Annotated in this window: 17 protein-coding genes; 16 read left to right on the forward strand and 1 reads right to left on the reverse strand. The window is 63.2% G+C overall.

Annotation, left to right across the window (positions count from 1 at the left end; all coding sequences use genetic code 11):
• Positions 1-45 precede the first annotated feature (45 nt).
• From GBEM_RS07295 to GBEM_RS07330, 8 genes are all read left to right on the forward strand, one after another.
• Positions 46-684: a 2Fe-2S iron-sulfur cluster-binding protein gene (locus GBEM_RS07295; protein ID WP_012529882.1), complete on the forward strand. Its 639-nt coding sequence runs from the start codon at positions 46-48 to the stop codon at positions 682-684.
• A 360-nt stretch (positions 685-1,044) separates the two neighbouring features.
• Complete coding sequence (locus GBEM_RS07300) at positions 1,045-2,202, forward strand: acyl-CoA dehydrogenase family protein (RefSeq protein WP_012529883.1); 1,158 nt, start codon at positions 1,045-1,047, stop codon at positions 2,200-2,202.
• Positions 2,203-2,510: 308 nt separating this feature from the next.
• The gene (locus GBEM_RS07305) at positions 2,511-4,268 is read left to right on the forward strand and encodes a carboxyl transferase domain-containing protein (protein WP_012529884.1); all 1,758 of its coding nucleotides are present in this window, start codon (positions 2,511-2,513) and stop codon (positions 4,266-4,268) included.
• A gap of 297 nt (positions 4,269-4,565) precedes the next feature.
• Positions 4,566-6,638 (forward strand): sodium-extruding oxaloacetate decarboxylase subunit alpha, encoded by a 2,073-nt coding sequence (gene oadA / locus GBEM_RS07310; RefSeq protein WP_012529885.1) that lies wholly within the window; start codon positions 4,566-4,568, stop codon positions 6,636-6,638.
• Between the two features lie 191 nt (positions 6,639-6,829).
• A complete protein-coding gene (locus GBEM_RS07315; RefSeq protein ID WP_012529886.1) occupies positions 6,830-9,169 on the forward strand; it encodes an NADP-dependent malic enzyme in 2,340 nt (779 codons plus the stop codon).
• 10 nt (positions 9,170-9,179) lie between these two features.
• Positions 9,180-10,034: a class I SAM-dependent methyltransferase gene (locus GBEM_RS07320; RefSeq protein ID WP_012529887.1), complete on the forward strand. Its 855-nt coding sequence runs from the start codon at positions 9,180-9,182 to the stop codon at positions 10,032-10,034.
• Positions 10,035-10,175: 141 nt separating this feature from the next.
• The gene (locus GBEM_RS07325) at positions 10,176-10,982 is read left to right on the forward strand and encodes an enoyl-CoA hydratase-related protein (RefSeq protein ID WP_449727600.1); all 807 of its coding nucleotides are present in this window, start codon (positions 10,176-10,178) and stop codon (positions 10,980-10,982) included.
• Entirely contained in the window at positions 10,979-11,887 is a 909-nt protein-coding gene (locus GBEM_RS07330) for an amidohydrolase family protein (RefSeq protein ID WP_083770222.1), read from the forward strand. The genes GBEM_RS07325 and GBEM_RS07330 overlap by 4 nt, the downstream gene beginning before the upstream one ends.
• On the opposite strand, the gene GBEM_RS21745 is transcribed toward GBEM_RS07330, so the two are convergent.
• The gene (locus GBEM_RS21745) at positions 11,884-12,033 is read right to left on the reverse strand and encodes a hypothetical protein (RefSeq protein ID WP_012529890.1); all 150 of its coding nucleotides are present in this window, start codon (positions 12,031-12,033) and stop codon (positions 11,884-11,886) included. The two genes, GBEM_RS07330 and GBEM_RS21745, sit on opposite strands and share 4 nt — an antisense overlap.
• Before the next feature lie 129 nt (positions 12,034-12,162).
• On the opposite strand from GBEM_RS21745, the gene GBEM_RS07335 reads away from it, so the two are divergent.
• The 8 genes from GBEM_RS07335 to GBEM_RS07370 all read left to right on the forward strand — a co-directional run bounded on the left by GBEM_RS07335 (position 12,163) and on the right by GBEM_RS07370 (position 22,038).
• Complete coding sequence (locus GBEM_RS07335) at positions 12,163-13,338, forward strand: thiolase family protein (protein WP_012529891.1); 1,176 nt, start codon at positions 12,163-12,165, stop codon at positions 13,336-13,338.
• Between the two features lie 8 nt (positions 13,339-13,346).
• Positions 13,347-14,195 carry a 3-hydroxybutyryl-CoA dehydrogenase gene (locus GBEM_RS07340; RefSeq protein ID WP_012529892.1) on the forward strand — a complete coding sequence of 283 codons (849 nt, stop codon included), beginning with the start codon at positions 13,347-13,349 and terminating at the stop codon, positions 14,193-14,195.
• Positions 14,196-14,207: 12 nt separating this feature from the next.
• Positions 14,208-14,987, forward strand: a complete 780-nt coding sequence (locus tag GBEM_RS07345; RefSeq protein WP_012529893.1) for an enoyl-CoA hydratase/isomerase family protein — start codon at positions 14,208-14,210, stop codon at positions 14,985-14,987.
• Between the two features lie 209 nt (positions 14,988-15,196).
• Positions 15,197-17,185 carry a (Fe-S)-binding protein gene (locus tag GBEM_RS07350; RefSeq protein ID WP_012529894.1) on the forward strand — a complete coding sequence of 663 codons (1,989 nt, stop codon included), beginning with the start codon at positions 15,197-15,199 and terminating at the stop codon, positions 17,183-17,185.
• 358 nt (positions 17,186-17,543) lie between these two features.
• Entirely contained in the window at positions 17,544-18,722 is a 1,179-nt protein-coding gene (gene sucC, locus GBEM_RS07355; protein ID WP_012529895.1) for an ADP-forming succinate--CoA ligase subunit beta, read from the forward strand.
• Entirely contained in the window at positions 18,719-19,645 is a 927-nt protein-coding gene (gene sucD / locus GBEM_RS07360) for a succinate--CoA ligase subunit alpha (RefSeq protein ID WP_012529896.1), read from the forward strand. The genes sucC and sucD overlap by 4 nt, the downstream gene beginning before the upstream one ends.
• A gap of 218 nt (positions 19,646-19,863) precedes the next feature.
• Entirely contained in the window at positions 19,864-20,676 is an 813-nt protein-coding gene (locus GBEM_RS07365) for an electron transfer flavoprotein subunit beta/FixA family protein (protein WP_012529897.1), read from the forward strand.
• An 18-nt stretch (positions 20,677-20,694) separates the two neighbouring features.
• The gene (locus GBEM_RS07370; protein WP_012529898.1) at positions 20,695-22,038 is read left to right on the forward strand and encodes an FAD-binding protein; all 1,344 of its coding nucleotides are present in this window, start codon (positions 20,695-20,697) and stop codon (positions 22,036-22,038) included.
• Positions 22,039-22,168 lie beyond the last annotated feature (130 nt).

The following is a 22,168-nucleotide window of genomic DNA, read 5'->3' on the forward strand; positions in this document are numbered from 1 at the left end:
GGGCCGGGGTGAGGGAATCTGTGGCAGCGCTAAAAGGAACAGATCATGAGCGAAATCGTCCTGCAGATAGATGGAAAAGAGGTCAAGGCCCAGGAGGGGATGACCATAGTTGAGGCGGCAAACACGGTAGGGATCCACATCCCCACCCTATGTCACCACGAGAAGCTCGAGCCGTACGGCGCCTGCCGCATCTGCACCGTCGAGGCGGAGAGCAACGGCAGGAAGACTCTCGTCGCCGGCTGCCTCTACCCGGTGGAAAACGGCATGGTGGTACAGACCAGCACCGAGAAACTCTACGCGATACGCAAGGTGCTGGTGGAGCAGATGATGGCCCACGCCCCCGATGCCCCGCAGCTTATCGAGCTAGCCAAGGAGTACGGTGCTGACAAGGACCGATTCGACAAGGATCCGAGCTTCTGCATCCTGTGCGGGCTTTGTGTGAGGTACTGCGCCGAGGTGAAGAAGAAAAACGCCATAGGGTACATGGACCGAGGCCCCAGGCGCGAGATCAGCTTCATCCCCGAGGTAGCGGCCAAGGAGTGCTGGGACTGCAAGGAATGTTTCCCGCTTTGCCCCACCTCCGCGCTCCAGGCGGCCTACGTGCTGACCGAGGCGCTCTTACCCGCGCAGCCGGAAGAAGAGGGCGGATGTTCCTGCTCCGCCTCCGGCTGCTGCGGCGGCTAGCACAACTGGCCCTGGTGGATACCTCAGCCTGAACCCTCCCTCCCCCCCTTGCGGGGGAGGGTCAGGGTGGGGGGGAGGGTGCCAGTAGCTCAGTTGATGGCAACTTCACCCACCCCCTGACCCCCTCCCGTCAAGGGAGGGGGACAAAGAGTCTCCCCCCTCCCGCGGGAGGAAACCTGCTGAAAAGGCCCGGGGACTACCTCTGGGCCTTTTCTCCTGCTACGGCCATTTACCCCACGATTAGAACCTGGTTCCATAAATCGGTACTCCACTACCATTTAGTGCTTGACAGCAAATTGGTATTCTAGTACTAAATTACAAAACGGCATTTGCGAAACACAATAACTGAGGAGGTGGCCAATGAGGTTCGGGCTGACGGATGAACAAAAGATGATGCAGGATATGGCGAGGGATTTCGCGCAGAAAGAGATCCTGCCTACGCTCAAGGAAGACGAGATCAACCACACCTTCCGCCCCGAACTGGTCAAGAAGATGGCCGGTCTGGGCTTTTTCGGCTGCGCCCTTCCTGAGGAATACGGCGGCAACGGCTGCGGCTTTTTGGAGTCGGTCATCCTTGCCGAACAGCTCGCCACCGTGAGCGGCTCCTCAAGGCTGCCGCTGAACATGCAGAACATAGGCCCCTCCCTCACGGTCAACAAGTTCGGCACCAAGGAGCAGAAAGAGCGTTTCATCCCCGACTGGGTGAGCGCCGAATCCTTCGGCTTCTTCGCCATCACCGAGCCCAACTCCGGCTCCGACGTAGTGAGCATGGGGACCACCGCCACCGACCGCGGCGACCACTGGGAGATCAACGGCCAGAAGATGTGGATCTCCAACGCCCACGTAGGCGACTGGGGCCTTCTCTACGCCGTCACCGACCGCGCCGCCAAGCACAAGGGGATGACCTGCTTCGTCATCAACCTCAAGGGTAACGAGGGGATCATCACCGCCGCCATCGAGTCCAAAGTGGGCCTTCACTGCGCGCCTACCGGCGAGATCTCATTCAACCAGGCGAAGATCCCCAAAGACTCGGTCCTGGGCGAGGTGGGGCAGGGCTTCCAGATCTGCATGTGGCAGCTGAACAACACCCGTATCAGCTGTGCCGCGGGCGCGCTCGGCATCGGCGCCGGCGCCATCGAGGCCGCCATCGGCTACGCCAACGAGAGGACCCAGTTCGGCAAGAAGATCGGCTCGTACCAGATGATCCAGGCTTCCATCGCCGAGATGGTGGCCGAGCACGAAGCGGCGCGCCTTCTGGTCTACCAGGCGGCCTGGCTCAAGGACCAGGGGCTTCCCAACCAGTACCAGACCTCCATGGCGAAGCTGTTCGCCTCCGAGGCGGCGGTACACGCGGCCACCGAAACCATGAAGATCTTCGGGAGCTACGGCTTCTCCACAGAGTACCCGGCCGAGCGCTGGCTGCGCGACTCGATGTCGCTTAGGACCGTGGAAGGGACCAGCAACATCCAGAAGACCATCATCGCCGGCTTCGCCCTGGGCGACGCGGTGAACCGCTAGGGGGAAACGCCCTCAGCATGAACCTTCCCTCACCCTGACCCTCTCCCAAAGGGAGAGGGGATTGTGAAGCGAGAGGGTGGTTATGAAGCGAGAAGCTGCCTGAAGAAACCCTCTCCCTCTGGGAGAGGGTGCCCGAAGGGCGGGTGAGGGAGGTGCCCCAGTGATACCCTCACCCCCTCCCCCTCCCAACCTCCCCCCTCCGGGTGGAGGAGCAATGACCGAAGTGACTGCCTGGTGCAGCGTGTGAAGCCATATGCGAAGCCTTGGCTGTCGAGTGTCTAATCCCATTTAATGAAAAGGAACCCACTATGGCACGAAAGCAAACACCGCTGCGCCCGTATTTCGAGAAGATGGCGGACATCGGCAAGGCGCTGAGCGATGCGGAAGTGAAACGTTCGCAGGAAAACGTCGAACTCGTCAAGGAGCAGGTGCAGCTGATCGAAAAGGAGACCGAGCGGGTCAAAAACGCCGGCATCCCCGCCAAGAAGGTCCACGAGCGCGGCGGCATGACCATCTACGACCGCCTCGATTACCTGGTGGACGCCGGGACCTGGGCACCCCTGCATACGCTCTACAACCCCAAGGAGAACGAGGAAGGGTGCACCGGCGTCGTCAACGGCATAGGGCGCATCGAAGGTAGATGGGCGGTCGTCATCGGCTTCGACAACAAGGTCATGGCCGGTGCCTGGATCGCAGGGCAGTCGGAGAACATTCTCATGGTCACCGACATGGCCAAGCGCCTCAACGTCCCGCTGGTCTGGCTCACCAACTGTTCCGGCGTGAAGCTCATGGAGCAGGAAACCGTCTACGCCGGCCGCCGCTCCAGCGGCGCTCCCTTCTACCGCCACGCCGACCTGAACCATCTCGGCATCCCCATCTTGAACGGCATCTACGGCACCAACCCCGCCGGCGGCGGCTACCAGGGGATCAGCCCGACCATCCTCCTCGCCCATGACGGCGCCAACATCGCGGTAGGCGGAGCCGGCATCGTCGGCGGCATGAACCCCAAGGGGCACATCGACGTCGAGGCCGCGCAGGCCCTCATCGACGCCACCCGCAACTTCAAGGCGAAAGATCCCGGCCGTGTCGAGACCCATTTCGACCAGACCGCCTACTTCCGCGAGGTCCACGACACGGAGACCGGTGTTCTCGACGGCATCAAGGATTACATGCGCATGATGCCCGCCTACGACCCCGCCATGTTCCGAGTCGCCGCTCCCGTTCCCCCGCGCTTCCCGGTCGAGGATCTCAACATGATCCTCCCGGCGAACCAGAAGCGCCCCTACGACGCAATCCAGATCCTGGCGCGCCTTACCGACAACAGCGAATTCATGGAATACCGCCCCGACTACGGCCGCGAGGTCTACGCCGGCATCGCCAAGGTCGACGGCTTCCCGGTCGCCTTCATCGGCAACCGCCAGGGTGTCTTCCCCGGCTACCCCGAGTACGCCAAGGGCGCCTACCCGGCGGTCGGCGGCAAGCACTACCGCGAGGGGCTCATCAAGCAGGCCGAGTTCGTGACCCTGTGCGGTCGCGACAACCTCCCCATCGTCTGGATGCAGGACACAACAGGCATCGACGTCGGCGACCTCGCCGAGGAAGCCGAACTGTTGGCCCTGGGGCAGTCGCTCGTCTACTCAATCGAGCAGACCGATCTCTCCATGATGTGCGTCGTGCTCAGGAAGGGGACCGCCGCGGCCCACTACATCATGTGCGGCCCGCAGGCGAACAACAACAACGCCTTCACCCTAGGAACCCCTCTCACCGAGATCTACGTGATGCACGGCGAGACCGCGGCCGCCGCCTCCTACGCCCGCCGCCTGGTGAAAGAGCAGGATTCCGGCAACGACCTGGGCCCGGTCATCGGCAAGATGAACCAGATGATCCAGGACTACCAGGAGAAGTCGCGCCCGGCCTACTGCGCCATCAGCGGATTCGTGGACGAGATTGTCCAGCTTCCCGACCTGCGCAAGTACGTCCAGGCCTTTGCCGGCGCCAACTACCAGAACCCGAAGTCGATCACCCCGGTGCACCAGATGCTCCTCCCGAGGATCATCAGGGGATAAGTCCTGAAGGCAAATCCCCCCTGTCCCCCCTTCGCAAAGGGGGGGACCCGGGGGCACCGGCAGCGCCACGTGGCAAATTACATTGTGGCCTTCCGGGATTATCCAAGAGCCTTCGCGCGGGGAGTTTGCAGGGCCCTCTCGAAGGGGGGGGCGCCTTTTCTAAGAGGGGAGGTTTTAAGTCCCCCTTTGCGAAGGGGGATTTAGGGGGATTTGCCTTTTAACCCCAAGGGGATTTGCAGTTCACCAAAAACAGACACTTCATGCAGCTTAACTTCACGCATATATACGGAGACGAAGATGGCCAAGACAACGAAACCGTTAGGGATAACCGAAGTCGTCCTCAGGGACGCCCACCAGTCCTTGTTCGCGACCCGCCTGCGCCTGGACGACATGCTTCCCATCGCCGCCAAGTTGGACCAGGTCGGCTACTGGTCCATCGAGATGTGGGGGGGGGCGACCTTCGACTCCTGCATCCGCTTCCTCGGCGAGGACCCGTGGGAGCGCCTGCGCGAGCTGAAAAAAGCGATGCCCAACACGCCGCAGCAGATGCTGTTCCGTGGGCAGAACATCCTCGGTTACCGCCACTACGCGGACGACGTGGTCGAGAAGTTCGTGGAACGCTCCGCGGTGAACGGCATCGACGTCTTCCGCGTCTTCGACGCCATGAACGACCCGCGCAACCTCGACACCGCCATCAAGGCGGTGATTAAACAGGGCAAACACGCCCAGGGGACGCTCTCCTACACGGTGAGCCCGGTCGACACCATACCCAAATGGGTGGCGCTGGCCAAGCGCATCGAGGACATGGGGGCGCACTCGCTCTGCATCAAGGACATGGCTGGGCTCATGGCCCCCTACGCCGCCTACGACCTGGTCAAGGCGCTGAAAAAAGGGATCTCCATCCCGATCCACATGCAGTGCCACGCCACCACCGGCATGTCCACCGCGGCCTACGTGAAGGCGATCGAGGCGGGGGTCGAGAACGTCGACACCTCCATCTCCTCCATGAGCATGACCTACGGCCATTCGCCCACCGAGACGCTCGCCGCCATCTTCGCGGACACGGACAAGGCGACCGGCCTCGACACGGTCCTTTTGCAGGAGATCGCCGACTACTTCACCGTTGTGCGCAAGAAATACGCGAAGTTCGAAGGCTCCCTCAAGGGTGTAGATGCCCGCATCATCACGGCGCAGGTCCCCGGCGGCATGCTCACCAACATGGAGAGCCAGCTCAAGGAGCAAAACGCGGGGCACAAGATGGACCTGGTCTTGGCCGAGATCCCGAAAGTCCGCGAGGACCTGGGGATGATCCCGCTGGTCACCCCGACCTCGCAGATCGTCGGCACCCAGGCGGTCATCAACGTCCTGACCGGCGAGCGCTACAAGTCGATGACCAAGGAAACCGCCGCCGTCCTCAAAGGGGAATACGGCGCGACCTCGGCCCCGGTCAACAAGGAGCTGCAGCTGAAGGTTCTGGCCGGCGCCGACCCGATCACCTGCCGCCCGGCGGACCTCCTCAACGCGGAGATGGACAAGCTCACCGAGGAGCTGCGCGGCCTCTCCAAGGAGAAGAACCTGAAGTTCGGCGACCACGAGGTGGAGGACGTACTCACCTACGCGCTGTTCCAGCAGGTTGGCCTCAAGTTCCTGGAGCACCGCGACAACCCCGGCATGTTCGAGCCGGTACCCACCGCCGAGGACGCGGCGCCCAAGAAGGCGGCAGCGCCCGAAATCACCGGCGGCGACACCTATACCGTAACCGGCGGCGGCCAGACCTTCGTGGTGCAGGTCGCCAAGGCGACCGGGGCCGCAGCAGCCGCGGCTGCCGCAGCCTCCGCAGTTGGCGGCAACGCACCGGCGCAGGCTCCCGCAGCGGCAGCCGGCAAGACCATCGTCTCTCCCTTGGCCGGCAACGTCTGGAAGATCGAGTGCGAGCCGGGTCAGCAGGTGCAGGAAGGCGATCTGCTCCTCATCCTCGAAGCCATGAAGATGGAGAACGAGATCTTCGCCGACCGTGACGGCGTGGTGAGCACCATCCACATCGAGGAAGGTACTGCCGTCGACATTGGCGCCGCGCTCGTCACCATCGCCGGCGAGGGCGATGCCGCAGCCTGCGCTTGCGCTCCGGCCGCCACGGCCGCTGCCGCCGGCCCCGCCGAGGGAGGTGTCATGGCGCCTTTGGCCGGCAACGTCTGGAAGATCGAGGTAGAGCAGGGGCAGGCGGTACAGGCAGGCGATCTGCTTCTCATCCTCGAAGCGATGAAGATGGAGAACGAGATCTTCGCCGAAAAGGACGGAGTCGTCAGCCGGATCATGATCCAGGAAGGAAACGCCGTAGACATCGGCCAGCTTCTGCTGACCGTGGAGTAATCCTTACCGCTCCCTCCCCTGGAGGGGGAGGGTCGGGGTGGGGCGGCTGTTACTCATGGCAGCTTCCGGCCCCCCTCCCAGCCTCCCCCCCCCGGGGGGAGGAGTAGCGGAGATCGTCGTCAATTGTCAATTATCAATTGTCAATTGCCGTTGGTTATCAATTGTCAATTGCCTTTGGAGGGTTCGCCGATATGAAGAAGATGTCCGATGCACTGGAATACCATGCCACTGGCCGCAAGGGGAAGATCGAGGTAATCGCCACCAAGCCGTGCCAGACCGCGCAGGACCTGTCGCTGGCCTATTCGCCGGGAGTCGCCGAGCCCTGCCTCGCCATCGAGCAGAACCCTGAGGACGCCTACCAGTACACCGCCAAGGGGAACTTGGTGGCCGTGGTATCCAACGGCACCGCCGTCCTTGGCCTCGGCAACATCGGCGCGCTCGCGGGCAAGCCGGTCATGGAAGGGAAGGGGGTTCTCTTCAAGCGCTTCGCCGACGTCGACGTCTTCGATATCGAGTTGAACAGCGAGGACCCGGACGAGATCATCAAGGCCTGCCAGCTTCTGGAGCCCACCTTCGGCGGCATCAACCTGGAGGACATCAAGGCGCCCGAGTGCTTCTACATCGAAGAGGAACTGAAGAAGACCATGAACATCCCGGTCTTCCACGACGACCAGCACGGAACGGCGATCATCTCGGCAGCCGGGCTCATCAACGCGCTCGAACTGGTCGGCAAGAAGATAGAGGACGTGAAGATAGTGGTGAACGGCGCAGGCGCATCGGCCAACGCATGCGCGAACCTCGCCATCTCCCTGGGCCTCAAGCTGGAAAACCTCATCATGTGCGACACCAAGGGGGTCATCTACAAGGGGAGAGTGGAGGGGATGAACAAGTACAAGGAGCGCTTCGCCGCCGACACCCCGCTGCGCACCCTGGAAGAGGCGGCGGTCGGCTGCGACGTCATGTATGGTCTCTCCTCCAAAGGGGCCATCACCCAGGACATGGTGCGCAGCATGGCGGCCAACCCCATCATCTTCGCCATGGCGAATCCGGACCCCGAGATCACCCCGGAAGAGGCGCACGCGGTCCGCGGCGACGTACTCATCGCCACCGGGCGCTCCGACTATCCGAACCAGGTCAACAACGTGCTGGGCTTCCCGTTCATCTTCCGCGGCGCGCTCGACGTGCGGGCCACCACCATCAACGAAGAGATGAAAAAGGCGGCAGTCTTCGCCCTGGCGGAACTCGCCCGCGAGGAATGCCCCGACTCCGTCTGCCGCGCCTATGGCGACGTCAAGTTCAGCTTCGGCCGCGATTACATCATCCCCAAACCCTTCGACCCCCGGGCGCTGTTGCGGGTCGCCCCGGCCATAGCCAAGGCGGCAATGGAGACGGGGGTGGCGCGCCAGCCCATCGCGGACATGAACAAGTACGTGGAGCATCTGGAGTCGCTGCAGGGCAAATCCAAGGAGACGCTGCGCCAGATCATCAACAAGGCCAAATGCGATCCGAAGACCGTGGTCTTCCCCGAGGGCGAAAACGACAAGGTGCTGCGCGCAGCGCAGATGCTGGTCGAGCAGGGGATCGCGCGGCCGATCCTTCTGGGGAACGAAGACAAGATCCGCTGCACCCTGAAACATCTCGACATCGACCTGAACGGCGGGGTCACCATCATCGACCCGGCCACCTCGGAACACTCCGAATCGTACGCCAGCGAACTCTTCCTGCTCAGGCAGAGAAAGGGGCTCACCCTCTCCGAGGCCCGCAGGCTCATCAGCCGCAAGTCGCGCACCCACTTCGGCTGCATGATGGTGCGCCGCGGCCACGCCGACGCCCTTTTGGCCGGGGTCGACGCCAACTACGCCGACACCATCCGCCCCGCGCTGCAGGTGATCGGCAAACAGGAAGGGCTCTCCAGCGTGCACGGCCTCTACATGATGGTCTTCAAGAAGGACATCTTCTTCCTGGCCGACACCACCGTCTGCATCGATCCGGATGCTGCGGAGCTGGCCGAGACGGCGATCCTCGCGGCGGACAAGGCGGCCATGCTCGGCATCGACCCGAGCGTCGCCATGCTCTCCATGTCCAACTTCGGCTCGGTGCGGCATCCGCAGGCCGACCGGGTGAGAAGCGCCGTGGAGATGGTGAAAAAGAGGGCGCCCGGGCTCGACATCGACGGGGAGATGCAGGCGGATACCGCCGTCGTTTCCGAGATGCTGCAGGCGAATTTCCCCTTCACGACACTGAAAAAAGCTGCTAATGTCCTGGTCTTCCCGGACCTTACTTCGGGGAACATCTGCTACAAGCTCCTGCGGCAGTTGGGCGGCGCCGACGCCATCGGTCCCATCCTCATGGGGATGAACAAGCCGGTGCACATCCTGCAGCAGGGGGACGACGTCATGGACATAGTCAACATGGCGGCCATCGCCGTGGTGGACGCGCAGACCTGCGGCAAGTCGGCCACCGTAGCCGACGCGCCGGAAAAGAAGGCGCCGCGCCCGGCGCAGTTCACGGGCGCCTACGCCGGAGCCTGAGGAGGCGTCCATGATGCCCGCGCACGAGCCGATGAGACCAGCCGCCGTCGCCGGCCACTACAGCTCCCCCGACCTGGAATCCAGGGTGCTGGCGGCGCTGGTCGCGGCGGAAAAGAACCCGGACCAGCTGAGGCCGGAAGACCTCACCGCGATCGACGAATTCCACGTGCGCGGGGCGGCGGCCACACAGGAGCTCGCCGCGGCGCTGGAGCCCGCGCCGGGACTGCTGGTCCTCGACGTCGGCTGTGGGCTGGGAGGGGCTTCGCGCTATCTCTCGCGTCTATTGGACTGCCACGTCATCGGAGTCGACCAAAGCTCCGACTACTGCCACGTGGCGAGGATGCTCTCCGAGCGGCTCGGGATGAGCGACCGGGTCGCCTACCTCCAGGCCGACGCGCTGGAGCTCCCCTTTGGCGACGCCGCCTTCGATCTGGTCTGGATCCAGCACCTGTCCATGAACATCGAGGACAAGCCGAAGCTCTACCGCGAGATCCGGCGGGTGCTGAAGCCGGGCGGCAGGCTCGCCTTCTACGAGATACTTGCAGGGCCCGGAGGAGAAGTACATTTTCCGGTGCCGTGGGCAAGGGATCCGTCGGCGAGTTTTCTGGCAAGCCAGGAGGATTTGCGCCGGCTCTTGACGGAAGAAGGGTTCCAGCCTCTGTTCTGGCAGGACGTGACCAAAGACGGGTTGGAGTGGTTTCGCCGCAGGCAGCAGAAGAGTCGTGAGGGTGGGGCGAGCCCCTTCGGGTTGCACCTGCTACTTGGCGAGGGATTTCCGGCCATGGCCGGGAACCAGCTGCGCAACCTCGAAGAGGGTAGGATCACCTTGGTCGAGGCGGTTTTCCAGGTGCCGCCCGATAACTGAGATAGTGCCGGGGGACTGGCTCCGCAGGTGCCTGTCCCCCTTAGCGGTACCCCTCGGATTCACCAGCAGGTCAGGAGGTTCACCATGAAAAGTAGCGCGAGGAATCTGTCGTTGATACCGAATCCCAAGGAGGGTCCGGTCATGCCAAAGCTCAAAGATTGCACCCTGACCCTTGAGGATAGGGTCGCCGTACTCACCTTCCAGCGTGACGACGTCCGCAACGCCCTGACCGGAACCGCCCTCACCGAAGACATCATCACCACCGTCAACTGGGTCAACAGCGAGGACCGCGTCTCCGTGCTGGTCCTGACCGGCGCAGGGTCCGCCTTCTCCTCCGGCGGCAACGTGAAGGAGATGCAGTCCCAAAGCGGCACCTTCGAGGGGTCGCCGGTGCAGGTCCAGGACAAGTACCGCCGCGGCATCCAGCAGATCCCGCTCGTGCTGCACAAGGCCGAGATCCCGGTCATCGCCGCCGTTAACGGCCCGGCGATAGGCGCCGGCTTCGACCTCGCCAACATGTGCGACATCCGCCTCGCCTCGACCCGCGCCAAGGTGGGGGAGACCTTCATCAACCTGGGCATCACCCCCGGTGACGGTGGCGCCTGGTTCATGCAGCGGCTGATGGGTTACCAAAGGGCCGCGGAGCTCACCTTCACCGGCCGCGTCGTCGAGGCCGCCGAGGCGCTAAAGCTCGGCATCTTCCTGGAGGTTTTGGAGCCGGAAGAGCTGATGCCGCGCACCATGGAACTCGCGCGCCAGATCGCCTCCAAGCCCCCGGTCACCCTGAGGCTCACCAAGCGGATGATGAAACTGGCCCAGAGAAGCGACCTTCCCGACTTCCTCGACCTTTGCGCCTGCTTCCAGTCCCTGGCGCACCACACAGACGATCACATCGAGGCGGTGAACGCCTTTTTGGACAAGAGAGATCCGCACTACAAGGGGGAATGATCTTGTTGACCAGATCGGGAGTCGAACAAGGGAGCGCTCCGGCCCAGGGGGCCGGTTTCATCGACGTGCACACGCACTGCTTCACCGGCAGCGCCCGGGCGCAGCAGGTGCTGGAGCAAAGCGGAGAGCTGCGCCGGAGCGGCTTCTCCCACATTGTCGCCATCGGCATGGTCAACACCCGCCTGAGTCATGAGGAAATCAGGAACCTGATTCCCGACTGGGTCGAAAACCGGGGCAACCCCCTGTACCACGAGCTGGACGAGCTTTTGGAGCACGCCCGCCGCTCCGACGGCTTCATCATTCCGTTGGTCGACACCCGTGCCCTTTGGGGCGACGTTGCCGGCACCCTCAGCGGCTACATCGAGCAGGGGGTGCGCGGCATCAAGGGGATCTGGCTCACCGACGTAAACGACATCGGGGTGAAGGGGGTCCCGAAGACCTTCGGCATCACGCTCAAGGAATACCGGCGGCGCGAGTGGGAGATCTTCTCCTACGCGCAGGAAAACGACCTGCCGCTGCTCTACCACATGGACGCCCGCGAGCATGCCGACACTATGGCCGCAATGGTGCAGGACTTCCCCCGGGTGCGGGTGAACTTCCCGCATTTCGGCATCGGCCGCAAGCCGTTCGCGAAGATCCTCGACGACCACCCGGGGGTCTACACCGATATGGCGAACCTGCTCCCCCACCTGAAGAAGAACCCGGAAAGCTACCGGGACTTCATCATTCATTACCAGGACCAAGTCTGCCTGGGGAGCGACACCTTCATGTACGACTTGGGCGCCATCGTCCAGTACCTGGAAGCCCTGCGCGGGCTCGGCTTATCCGAAGAAGTGCTGCACAAGGTCTGCAGCGTCAACCCCAGGGCCTTTCTGGGCAAGGCGCTGCCACAAGCAACCCTCTAACCGGTTCCCCCCAGTCCCACCAACCCCGCTAGCCTCACGAACTCCACCAGGTCCACCAGGTCCACCAGGTCCACCAGGTCCACCAGGTCCACCAGGTCCACCAGGTCCACCAGGTCCACCAGGTCCACCAGGTCCACCAGGTCCATTTTTACGCAAATATAAAACCGTTTTTTTTCTGTTGACAGCAAAATGGTATTGTAGTACTTATTTACCAAAAGGTGGACGCCGCGCCTGATCAGACCCGGCCGAAGCGGCTGGATTAAGAGGAGAACGAAATGTCAGATGTCTATGTCATCGAATCACTGCGTACCCCGTTGGGCTCCTTCGGCGGAGCGCTGAGCGACGTAGAAGCGCCGCGTCTCGCCGCCACCGTCATCACCGGCATCATGGAACGCACAGGGCTTCCCGCTGAAGCCATCGACGAGGTGATTGTCGGCCAGGTTCTCTCCGGCGGCTCGGGGCAGGCTCCCGCGCGTCAGGCCATGCGCTATGCGGGGCTCCCCGACACGGTCCCCGCCCTCACCATCAACAAGGTCTGCGGCTCGGGCCTTAAAGCCATCATGCTCGGCGCCGGTTCCATCAAGCTTGGCGACGCCCAACTGGTGCTCGCGGGCGGCATGGAGAACATGTCACTTGCCCCCTACGCGCTCAGCAAAGGTCGCTACGGCTACCGCATGGGGAACGGCGAGATGCTGGACCTGCTGGTCCACGACGGCCTGACCGACCCCTACAGCGGCAAGCACATGGGGGTGATAGCGGAGCAAAGCGCCGGCGACAACAAGCTGGACCGCACCCTCCAGGACAGCTTCGCGCTCGCCTCCTATCAGAAGGCTCAAGCGGCTCTGAAAGACGGGATCTTCAACGACGAGATAGTCCCGGTGGTGAAGAAGACGCGCCAGGGCGAGGTGGTCGTCCGCGAGGACGAGGAGCCGCACAAGGTCGACTTCAAGAAACTCCCGGAGCTCCGCGCCGCCTTCCAAAAGGACGGCACCATCACCGCGGGTAACGCCTCTACCATCAACGACGGCGCCGCCATGGCGCTTCTGGCGAGCGGCGAGGCCGTGGCCAAATACGGGCTGAAGCCCAAAGCCCGCCTGGTCGCCTACGCCACCAACAGCGTCCATCCCGACCAGTTCGCCGAAGCCCCGGTAGGCGCCATCGCCAAGGTCTGCGCCAAGGCCGGGCTCACTACCGACGACATCGACCTCTTCGAGATCAATGAGGCCTTCGCCGCGGTCCCGCTCATCGCCTGCCAAAGGCTGCGCCTCGATCCGGAGCGCGTCAACGTGAACGGCGGCGCGGTGGCGCTCGGCCACCCGCTAGGCGCAAGCGGTGCGCGCATCACCGCCACCTTGGTGCGGGAACTTCACAAACGCAAACAACGCTACGGTCTCGCCACCCTCTGCATAGGCGGCGGCGAGGCGGTCGCGGTAATCCTGGAAAGGGTTTAGGAGGGGTCATGATCAAGAAGGTCGGAGTACTCGGCGCGGGGCAGATGGGAAGCGGTATCGCACAGGTCTTGGCCCAGCGCGAAACGGAAGTCTACCTCTACGACATAGCGGAGGCCCAGCTTTCCAAGGCCCATGCCGGTATCGCCAAGAACCTGGAGCGCCAGGTGCAGAAGGGGCAGCTGGACGCGGCCTCGGTGAGCCAGGTGATGGGAATGATCCGCACCACCCGCTCGCTGAACGACCTGGCCGGCTGCGATCTCGCCATCGAGGCGGTCACCGAGAAGGAGACGCTCAAACTGGAGATCTTCAAAAAGCTCGACGAGACGCTGAAGCCGGAGGCCATCCTCGCCTCCAACACCTCGTCCATCCCCATCACCCGCATAGCGGCGGTGACCGGGAGACCGGACCGCGTCATCGGCATGCACTTCATGAACCCGGTGCCGGTGATGAAGCTGGTCGAGGTGATCCGCGGGCTTGCCACCAGCGAGGAAACCTTCCAGGCGATCTCGCAGCTCGTGACGCGGCTCGACAAGGAGATGGCGGTCTCCGCCGACTACCCTGGCTTCATCGTGAACCGCATCCTCATCCCCATGATCAACGAGGCCGCCTTCGCCCTCTTCGAGGGGATCGCCACCGCGGAGGACATCGACAAGGCCATGAAACTCGGTACCAATCAGCCCATGGGTCCGCTCACCCTGGCCGACTTCATCGGCCTCGACACCTGCCTCGCCATCATGGAGGTGCTCTACCAGGGGTTCAAGGATCCCAAGTACCGTCCCTGCCCGCTGCTGGCCAAGATGGTCGAAGCGGGCTACCTGGGCAAAAAGAGCGGCAGAGGGTTCTACAACTACGCGTAAAAGAGGTGTGCCATGTACGAAGATCTGCTGCTGGAAAAAAAGGACGGGATCGCGCTGCTTCAGATCAACCGTCCCAAGGCGATGAACAGCCTGAACGACGCCGTGCTGGACCAGTTGCTGCACGCCTTTGAGGTGCTCGTCCTGGACCGCGAGGTGCGGGTGGTGGTCTTGACCGGTGCGGGAGAGAAGGCCTTCGTCGCCGGGGCCGACATCGCCGAGATGAAGAGCCTCAACGTGGAGCAGGCGCTCGCCTTCTCCCGCAAGGGACAGCAGCTGGTGCAGCTGATCGGGAAGGTCCCCAAGCCGGTGATCGCCGCCGTGAACGGCTTCGCGCTCGGGGGGGGGCTTGAGCTGGCGATGGCCTGCGATTTCGCCTACGCCGCGGAGAAAACGAAGATCGGCCTCCCCGAGGTCACCCTGGGTATCATCCCGGGTTTCGGCGGCACCCAAAGCATGGCGCGCCTGATTGGCCGCAGCCGGGCCAACGAGCTGATCTTCTCCGGCAGGCTGATCACAGCCGCCGAGGCGAAGAACTGGGGGCTATTCTGCGCCGTATTCCCGGCTCAAAACCTCATGGCCGAGGTCATGGCGACCGCCGCCCAGATCGCCGGCAACTCCCGCCTGGGTGTGGCCCATGCAAAAGACGCGGTGAAAAGCGGGCTGGAGATGAGCGTCGCCGAAGGGATGGGGTACGAGGCTTTGCACTTCGCCTCGCTCTTCGCCACTTTAGACCAGAAGGAAGGGATGACCGCCTTCCTCGAAAAGAGAAAACCCGCCTTCGTCGGAGCTTGAGGCAGCCAACGCCGCTTCCACATCCCTCACCCCCGCCCCTCTCCCAGAGGGCGAGGGGAGAATCTCGATGAACCGACCGTCGTCCATCCCCTCTCCCTCTGGGAGAGGGTGGCCGAAGGCCGGGTGAGGGAGATGCCACGAAGAGATCCGACAGATTTTGACGCATCGGGCTTCCCTTAGCGGCTTTGCCCAGACACAAGGAGTAGATCATGGAAGCTACGCGCGAACTTTATTGGAACATAGGCCACGGGGCGGCGGTGCTGGTCCCGATGTACGTGGTCACCTTCGCGGCCCTGGGGCTGCTCGCCTACTACGGCTACCAGCGGCTCGCCATCTACCGGCAGGGTAAGCCCGTGAACAGGACCGACAACCGCGCCGAGCGTGTGAAGATGCTCCTGCAAAACGTCCTGCTGCAGAGCAAGGTGCTCAAGGTCAAAGCCCCCGGCTTTGCCCACGGCTTCTTCTTCTGGTCCTTCGCCGTCCTCTTCGTCGGGACCGCCCTGGTGGCGCTGCAGGCTGACGGCACCGACCTTCTCTTCCACGTCCGCTTCCTCACCGGCAGCTTCTACAAGATCTTCTCGCTGGCCCTTGACCTGGCTGGCCTTGCCGCCACCTTGATGCTGGCCGGGTTCGCGGTGCGCCGCTACCTGGTGCGCCCGGCGGGCCTTGAGAGCAGCCGCGACGACGCCATCATGCACGGCCTTCTCTTCGCCATCCTCATCACCGGCTTTCTCATCGAGGGTGCGCGCATGGCGGTTACCGAGCTGGTCTACCAGCCCGAGCTTGCCTACTGGTCCCCGGTGGGGCTATTGGTGGCGAACGCGCTTTCGGGGCTTGGCGATCAAGCTCTCCGCTCGCTGCACGCGGGGCTTTGGTGGCTGCATTTCGCCCTCGTCGCCGGCTTCATCTGTTCCATCCCCTTCACCAAGTTCCGCCACATCTTCACCACCTCGGCCAACTATTTCCTGGCGCCGCTCGGCCCCAAGGGTGCGCTGGTGACGCTGGACATGGAAGGGGACGCCGAGAGCTTCGGCGCCGCCAAGCTCGGGGACCTCACCTGGAAAGACATCTTCGACACCGACGCCTGCACCAAGTGCAAGCGCTGCCAGGACCGCTGTCCCGCCCACGGCACCGACAAGCCGCTCTCGCCGATGAAGATCATCGACCAGGTGGGCGAGATCGCGCGCGGACAAGCCGAGGACAACCTGGTCGAGACGCTGGGAAAAGACGCCGTCTGGTCCTGCACCACCTGCCGCGCCTGCCAGGAGATCTGCCCGGCCGCGGTGGAGCATGTCAACAAGGTGGTTGACGTCCGGCGCAACCTGGTCCTCATGGAAGGTGAATTCCCCGGTGAAGAGGTGACCACCGCCATGGGCAACGTCGAGGTCAACGGCAATCCCCTGGGGCTCGCCTTCGCCTCCCGCGGCGACTGGGCGCAGGACCTGCCGGTCACGCTCATGTCCGACTGCGCCGACGTCGACATACTCTATTTCGTCGGCTGCTACGCCTCCTTCGACAAACGGAACATCAAGGTCGCCACCGCCTTCGTCAAGCTCTGCGCCGCCGCCGGCATCAAGGTCGGCATCCTGGGCAAGGAAGAGAAGTGCTGCGGTGAGCCTATGCGGAAGATGGGCAACGAGTACCTCTACCAGACCCTCGCCGCCGAGAACATCGCCATGATCAAGGAGTACGGGGTGAAGAAGGTCGTCACCGCCTGCCCGCACTGCTTCAACACGCTGGCCAAGGATTACCGTGACCTGGGCTTCGACGTCGAGACCGAGCACTACACCACCTTCCTCAACCGTCTCCTCAAGGAAGGAAGTCTCAAGGTGACCCCGGGCGCCTTCGAATGCACCTACCATGACTCCTGCTACTTGGGGCGCTACAACGACACCTACGAGGCACCCCGCGAGCTGGTTCAGGCGGCCGGGGGCACCATCCGCGAGATGGATAGAAGCCAGGCGGAAAGCTTCTGCTGCGGAGCCGGCGGCGGCCGCATCATGGCCGAGGAAAAGCTCGGAAGCCGCATCAGCGTCAAGCGTTCCCAGATGGCCTCGGCGACCGGCGCCGGCATGCTGGTCTCCAACTGCCCCTTCTGCCTCACCATGTTCGAGGACGGCATCAAGGGAGCGGAGCTGGAAGGGCTGCTGGTCCCGAGAGACATCGCCGAGATCCTGGTGGAAAAGGTAGTCGCGTAGCAAAAGCGGAACTGCGGGGGCTGGTTCACAAAGGCAAATCCCCCCCGCAAAGGGGGAAGTTGAAAAGGTTCCATGGTGTCCACCGGGTCCACCGCAAAGAGCGCACGCTGAATAAGCAGGTGAAACAAAGTGGGAGGTTGGGCGGGGAAAGGAGGGATGGTACCGATGAAGACGCGTATCCGGAGAAACAACCATCTGCTGAATCCTCCATGATGAGACGGTCGCCTTTTTTGTCGGCTTAAAAACAGTAAAAAAGTACTTTAATGCACTTCAGAAAAGAGCCGGTCCATCCGCCGGTTACCCGCTCCAGCAATAAGAGAGAGCGCACCGCAGGATCACCCGGCCTTGGAGGATACCGATGAACATTCACGAGTATCAGGCAAAAGCGATATTGAGAAAATTCGGCGTGCCGGTCCCGGACGGGCATGTCTGCTATAACGGCGCCAGCGCCCGCGAGTGGGCCAAGAGGCTCGGCGAAGGACCTTGGGTGGTGAAGGCGCAGATCCATGCCGGCGGCCGCGGCAAAGGCGGCGGCGTGAAGCTCGCCAAGAGCGCAAGCGAAGTGCAGTTGATCGCCCGCGACATGCTGGGCATGACCTTGAGGACTCACCAGACCGGACCGGAAGGGAAGGTGGTACACCGGGTCCTGGTCGAAAACGGCTGCAACATCGCCCGCGAACTTTATGTAAGCCTCGTCGTCGACCGCAACAGCTCCAAAGTCGCGGTGATGGCATCCACCGAAGGGGGGATGGACATCGAGGAAGTGGCGGCCAAGACCCCGGAGAAGATCTTCACCGAAACCATCGATCCGCTGGTGGGGCTGACCCAGTTCCAGGGCCGCAAGATCGCTTTCAGCTTGGGGCTCGAAGGGAAGCAGGTGGGGAAAGCAGTCAAGATGTTGGAGGCGCTCTACACCACCTTCATCGCCTGCGACTGCGCCATGCTGGAAGTGAACCCGCTGGTGGTCACCGCGGAGGGGGAACTCCTGGCGCTCGACGCCAAGTTCGGCTTCGACGACAATGCGCTCTTCCGCCACCTGCAGATAGGCGACATGCGCGACTTCGACGAGGAAGACCCCAACGAGATCGAGGCGTCGCAGCACGACCTCTCCTACATCTCCCTTACCGGCAACATCGGCTGCCTCGTTAACGGCGCAGGCCTCGCCATGGCCACCATGGACATCATCAAGCACTACGGGGGAGATCCCGCCAACTTCCTGGACGTAGGGGGCGGGGCCACCATCGAGCGCGTCACCGAGGCCTTCAAAATCATCCTCTCCGACCGTAACGTGGAAGGGATCCTGGTCAACATCTTCGGCGGCATCATGAAGTGCGACGTCATCGCCACCGGCGTCATCCAGGCGGCGCGCCAGGTCGCCCTCAAGGTACCCCTGGTGGTCCGGCTGGAAGGGACCAACGTGGAAAAAGGCAAAGAGCTCCTGGCCCAAAGCGGGCTCGACATAGTCGCCGCCGACGGGATGGCCGACGCCGCCCAGAAAATCGTGATGGCCGTTTCTGCCAAAGGGGGGAGAGCATGAGCATCTTAGTCGACAAGAACACCAAGGTCATCACCCAGGGCATCACCGGTGCCACCGGTCTCTTCCACGCGCAGGGCGCGCGCGAGTACGGCACCCAGATGGTAGGCGGGGTAACCCCCGGCAAGGGAGGGTCCAACGTCGACGGCTTCCCCGTCTTCAACACCGTCGCTGAGGCGGTAGAAAAGACCGGCGCCAACGCGAGCGTCATCTACGTGCCGCCGCCGTTTGCCGCAGACTCCATCATGGAGGCCATCGATGCCGGCCTCGATCTCGTCTGCTGCATCACCGAGGGGATTCCGGTCCTCGACATGGTCAAGGTGAAGCAATACATGCAGGGCAAGAAGACCCGCCTGATCGGCCCCAACTGTCCCGGCGTGATCACCCCCGGCCAGTGCAAGATAGGCATCATGCCCGGCTACATCCACCGTCCGGGCAAGGTCGGCGTCGTCTCCCGCAGCGGCACCCTCACCTACGAAGCGGTCTGGCAGCTGACCGGTTACGGCCTGGGGCAATCCACCTGCGTCGGCATCGGCGGCGACCCCGTCAACGGCACCAGCCATCTGGACTGCCTGAAGATGTTCGAAGAAGACCCCGACACCGAAGCCGTCATCATGATCGGCGAGATCGGCGGCAGTGCCGAAGAAGAAGCCGCCTATTTCGTCAAGGAGCACATGACCAAGCCGGTGGCAGGCTACATCGCCGGGCGCACCGCCCCTCCGGGAAAAAGGATGGGCCATGCCGGCGCCATCATCTCCGGCGGCAAGGGGACCGCGGCCGAGAAAGTAGCCATCTTGGAATCCTGCGGCATCAGCGTAGCGGCCACCCCCGCCGAGATGGCCCAGGCTCTGATGAAGGTGTACCGCCCCGATTCCAAGGTGAGTCACCACTACGTCAACGCCCCCGCCGCAGCCGCGGCGTCGTAAATGAAGTAAGGGGGGGGACTGGCTCCGAAGGTGCCTGTCCCCCTTAGCCAAAGCTGAGCAAAGCAACTCCCCCTAAATCCCCCTTCGCAAAGGGGGACTTGTTGCAAAGAACCTTCCTGAGTGGGAGGGGCCTAACGTCCCCCCCTTTGCGAAGGGGGGACAGGGGGGATTTGGGGTATGAAAAAACAAGATTCGAAGTCCAACCGAAGGAGAAGGTCATGCTTGTGATCTCCTGCATCAAACAAGTGCCAGACACCACCCAGGTGAAGATCGACCCGGTCACCAACACCCTGGTCCGGGAAGGTATCCCCTTCATCGTCAACCCCTACGACACCCACGCCCTCGAAGAGGGGCTGGCGCTCAAAGATCGCTTCGGCCTCAAGGCCATCGCCATCTCCATGGGCCCCCCCAACACCGAGGCGACCCTCAAGAAGGCGTGCGCGCTGGGTGTGGACCAGGCCATCCTCCTCTCCGACCGGGCCTTTGGCGGCGCCGACACGCTGGCCACGAGCCAGGTCTTGGCCTCAGCCATCGAGCGCCTGGGGCGGGAGGAAGAAGTTGGCATCGTTTTTTGCGGCAAGCAGACCATCGACGGCGACACCGCCCAAGTAGGCCCCGGCATCGCCACCCGCCTTGGCTTCACCCAGCTCACCCTGGTTGACCGCATCGAGTGGCTGGATGTTCCCAACAAGCGTATACGGGTCAGGCGCAAGCTGGAAGGAAGGCACGAGATCGTGGAGGCGCCCCTCCCGGTTGTGATCACCGCGGTGCGCGAGCTGAACCGCCCCCGCTACCCAACAGTACCGATGCGCCTTTCCGCCCAGGAAACGCCGGTCGCGCTCTGGGACAACCAGGTGCTGCAACTCGACGTGGAGACGGTAGGCCTCAAGGGGTCCGCCACCTGGGTCAGCAAGATCTTCTCACCCGAGCGCGACCAGGGGGAGATCATCGGGGACGGCGTGAACGATCCGGAAGGAACCGCGCACTTGCTGCTTGACAAGATGCTGGCCAAAGACCTCTTAGCTCTCTAGTTCGCCAAGGAGTTCGTGATGCAAAACGAGAAGAAGATCAAGAAACCACGCGGCATAGCACGGCTGGTAGCCGGCAAGTGCATAGCCTGCGGAGCCCGGTGCGAGAGTTCCTGCCCGGTAAGCGGCATCCAGATGAGCGAGGCCGGTGAGCCCTCTATCGTCGACGGGAAGTGCATCGGCTGCGCCAAGTGCGTCAAGGTCTGTGCCGCCGGCGCCCTGGAGATGTTCTACACCCCCGAGGAGCTGGAGCTGCTGAAACAGTGGGAAGCCCAGCACGGCGCCGTCGAAGAGGAGCTCGACCCGGCCGAAAAGGAGCTTCGCGCCAAGCTCGCGCAGTACCGTGGCGTATGGGTCTTCATCGAACAGTACCAGGGCGAGGCCGCCAAGGTCTCCTGGGAACTCCTCGGCGTGGGTAAGGAACTCGCCGCAACGCTCGGAGTGAAGCTTTCCGCCCTCATCATCGGCCACGAGGTCGCCCACCTCTGCGAAGAGGCCTTCGCCTACGGCGCCGATCAGGCCGTCGTCCTGGACGAGAGTGTCTTCAAGGACTACCGCACCAAGCCCTTCACCGACGCCGTCTGCCACCTGGTCGAAAAGCACAAGCCGGAGGTGATCCTCATGGGGGCCACCGGCCAGGGGCGCGACCTCGCTGGCGCCGTGGCCACCATTGTCAAGACCGGTCTCACCGCCGACTGCACCGGCCTCGGCATCGACGACAAGCGGAACCTGATGCAGACCCGCCCCGCCTTCGGCGGCAACATCATGGCCACCATCATGTGCGACCGCTTCCGTCCCCAGATGGCGACGGTCAGGCCCCACGTCATGGCCATGCCCGAGCGAAAGGACGGCAGCAAAGGCGTAGTGATCCTCGAGCAGTTCTACCTGCGTGAGCAGGACATCCTCGCCAAGGTGATCGAGACCATTAGCGACAAAGGCGGCGCGGACATCGACATCGCCGGAGCCGAGATCATCGTCTCCGGCGGCCGCGGTCTGATGAACAAGGACAACTTCGCCCTCCTGCACGAGCTGGCAGTCGAACTGGGCGGAGTGGTCGGCGCCTCCAGAAGCGCCGTCGACGCGGGGTGGATGCCGCACAGCCGTCAGGTAGGGCAGACCGGAAAGACCGTCCGTCCCAAGATCTACATAGCCTGCGGCATCTCCGGCGCCATCCAGCACCTGGTCGGGATGCAGGACTCCGACGTAGTCATAGCCATCAACAGGGACGCAGAGGCCCCCATCTTCCAGGTGGCCACCTACGGGATAGTGGGAGACCTGTTCCAGGTGCTCCCGGCGCTGACGCGCAGGGTCCGCGAAATGAAAGGTGCCCGCGGCGGGTCGGTCCCGGACCGCATCGCCGTTTGATCTTTTCTCCCCCCCTCCCTTGACGGGAGGGGGCAGGGGGGTGGGTGAAGTAGCCAGCAGCGCAGAAGTGGCATCTGCCCCCACCCCCTCCCCCCCTCCCGCGAGGGGAGGGGGGACTTTACGAGATTCC

The sequence above is a fragment of the Citrifermentans bemidjiense Bem genome (assembly GCF_000020725.1).
In the GTDB taxonomy this organism is placed as follows: Bacteria; Desulfobacterota; Desulfuromonadia; order Geobacterales; family Geobacteraceae; genus Geomonas; species Geomonas bemidjiensis.

What these genes read in the sequence shown, in the direction of transcription:
- GBEM_RS07295 (WP_012529882.1), top strand. Translation starts at nt 46, where the DNA reads ATGAGCGAAATCGTCCTGCAGATAGATGGAAAAGAGGTCAAGGCCCAG.
- GBEM_RS07300 (WP_012529883.1), top strand. Translation starts at nt 1,045, where the DNA reads ATGAGGTTCGGGCTGACGGATGAACAAAAGATGATGCAGGATATGGCG.
- GBEM_RS07305 (WP_012529884.1), top strand. Translation starts at nt 2,511, where the DNA reads ATGGCACGAAAGCAAACACCGCTGCGCCCGTATTTCGAGAAGATGGCG.
- oadA (WP_012529885.1), top strand. Translation starts at nt 4,566, where the DNA reads ATGGCCAAGACAACGAAACCGTTAGGGATAACCGAAGTCGTCCTCAGG.
- GBEM_RS07315 (WP_012529886.1), top strand. Translation starts at nt 6,830, where the DNA reads ATGAAGAAGATGTCCGATGCACTGGAATACCATGCCACTGGCCGCAAG.
- GBEM_RS07320 (WP_012529887.1), top strand. Translation starts at nt 9,180, where the DNA reads ATGATGCCCGCGCACGAGCCGATGAGACCAGCCGCCGTCGCCGGCCAC.
- GBEM_RS07325 (WP_449727600.1), top strand. Translation starts at nt 10,176, where the DNA reads ATGCCAAAGCTCAAAGATTGCACCCTGACCCTTGAGGATAGGGTCGCC.
- GBEM_RS07330 (WP_083770222.1), top strand. Translation starts at nt 10,979, where the DNA reads ATGATCTTGTTGACCAGATCGGGAGTCGAACAAGGGAGCGCTCCGGCC.
- GBEM_RS21745 (WP_012529890.1), bottom strand. Translation starts at nt 12,033, where the DNA reads ATGGACCTGGTGGACCTGGTGGACCTGGTGGACCTGGTGGACCTGGTG.
- GBEM_RS07335 (WP_012529891.1), top strand. Translation starts at nt 12,163, where the DNA reads ATGTCAGATGTCTATGTCATCGAATCACTGCGTACCCCGTTGGGCTCC.
- GBEM_RS07340 (WP_012529892.1), top strand. Translation starts at nt 13,347, where the DNA reads ATGATCAAGAAGGTCGGAGTACTCGGCGCGGGGCAGATGGGAAGCGGT.
- GBEM_RS07345 (WP_012529893.1), top strand. Translation starts at nt 14,208, where the DNA reads ATGTACGAAGATCTGCTGCTGGAAAAAAAGGACGGGATCGCGCTGCTT.
- GBEM_RS07350 (WP_012529894.1), top strand. Translation starts at nt 15,197, where the DNA reads ATGGAAGCTACGCGCGAACTTTATTGGAACATAGGCCACGGGGCGGCG.
- sucC (WP_012529895.1), top strand. Translation starts at nt 17,544, where the DNA reads ATGAACATTCACGAGTATCAGGCAAAAGCGATATTGAGAAAATTCGGC.
- sucD (WP_012529896.1), top strand. Translation starts at nt 18,719, where the DNA reads ATGAGCATCTTAGTCGACAAGAACACCAAGGTCATCACCCAGGGCATC.
- GBEM_RS07365 (WP_012529897.1), top strand. Translation starts at nt 19,864, where the DNA reads ATGCTTGTGATCTCCTGCATCAAACAAGTGCCAGACACCACCCAGGTG.
- GBEM_RS07370 (WP_012529898.1), top strand. Translation starts at nt 20,695, where the DNA reads ATGCAAAACGAGAAGAAGATCAAGAAACCACGCGGCATAGCACGGCTG.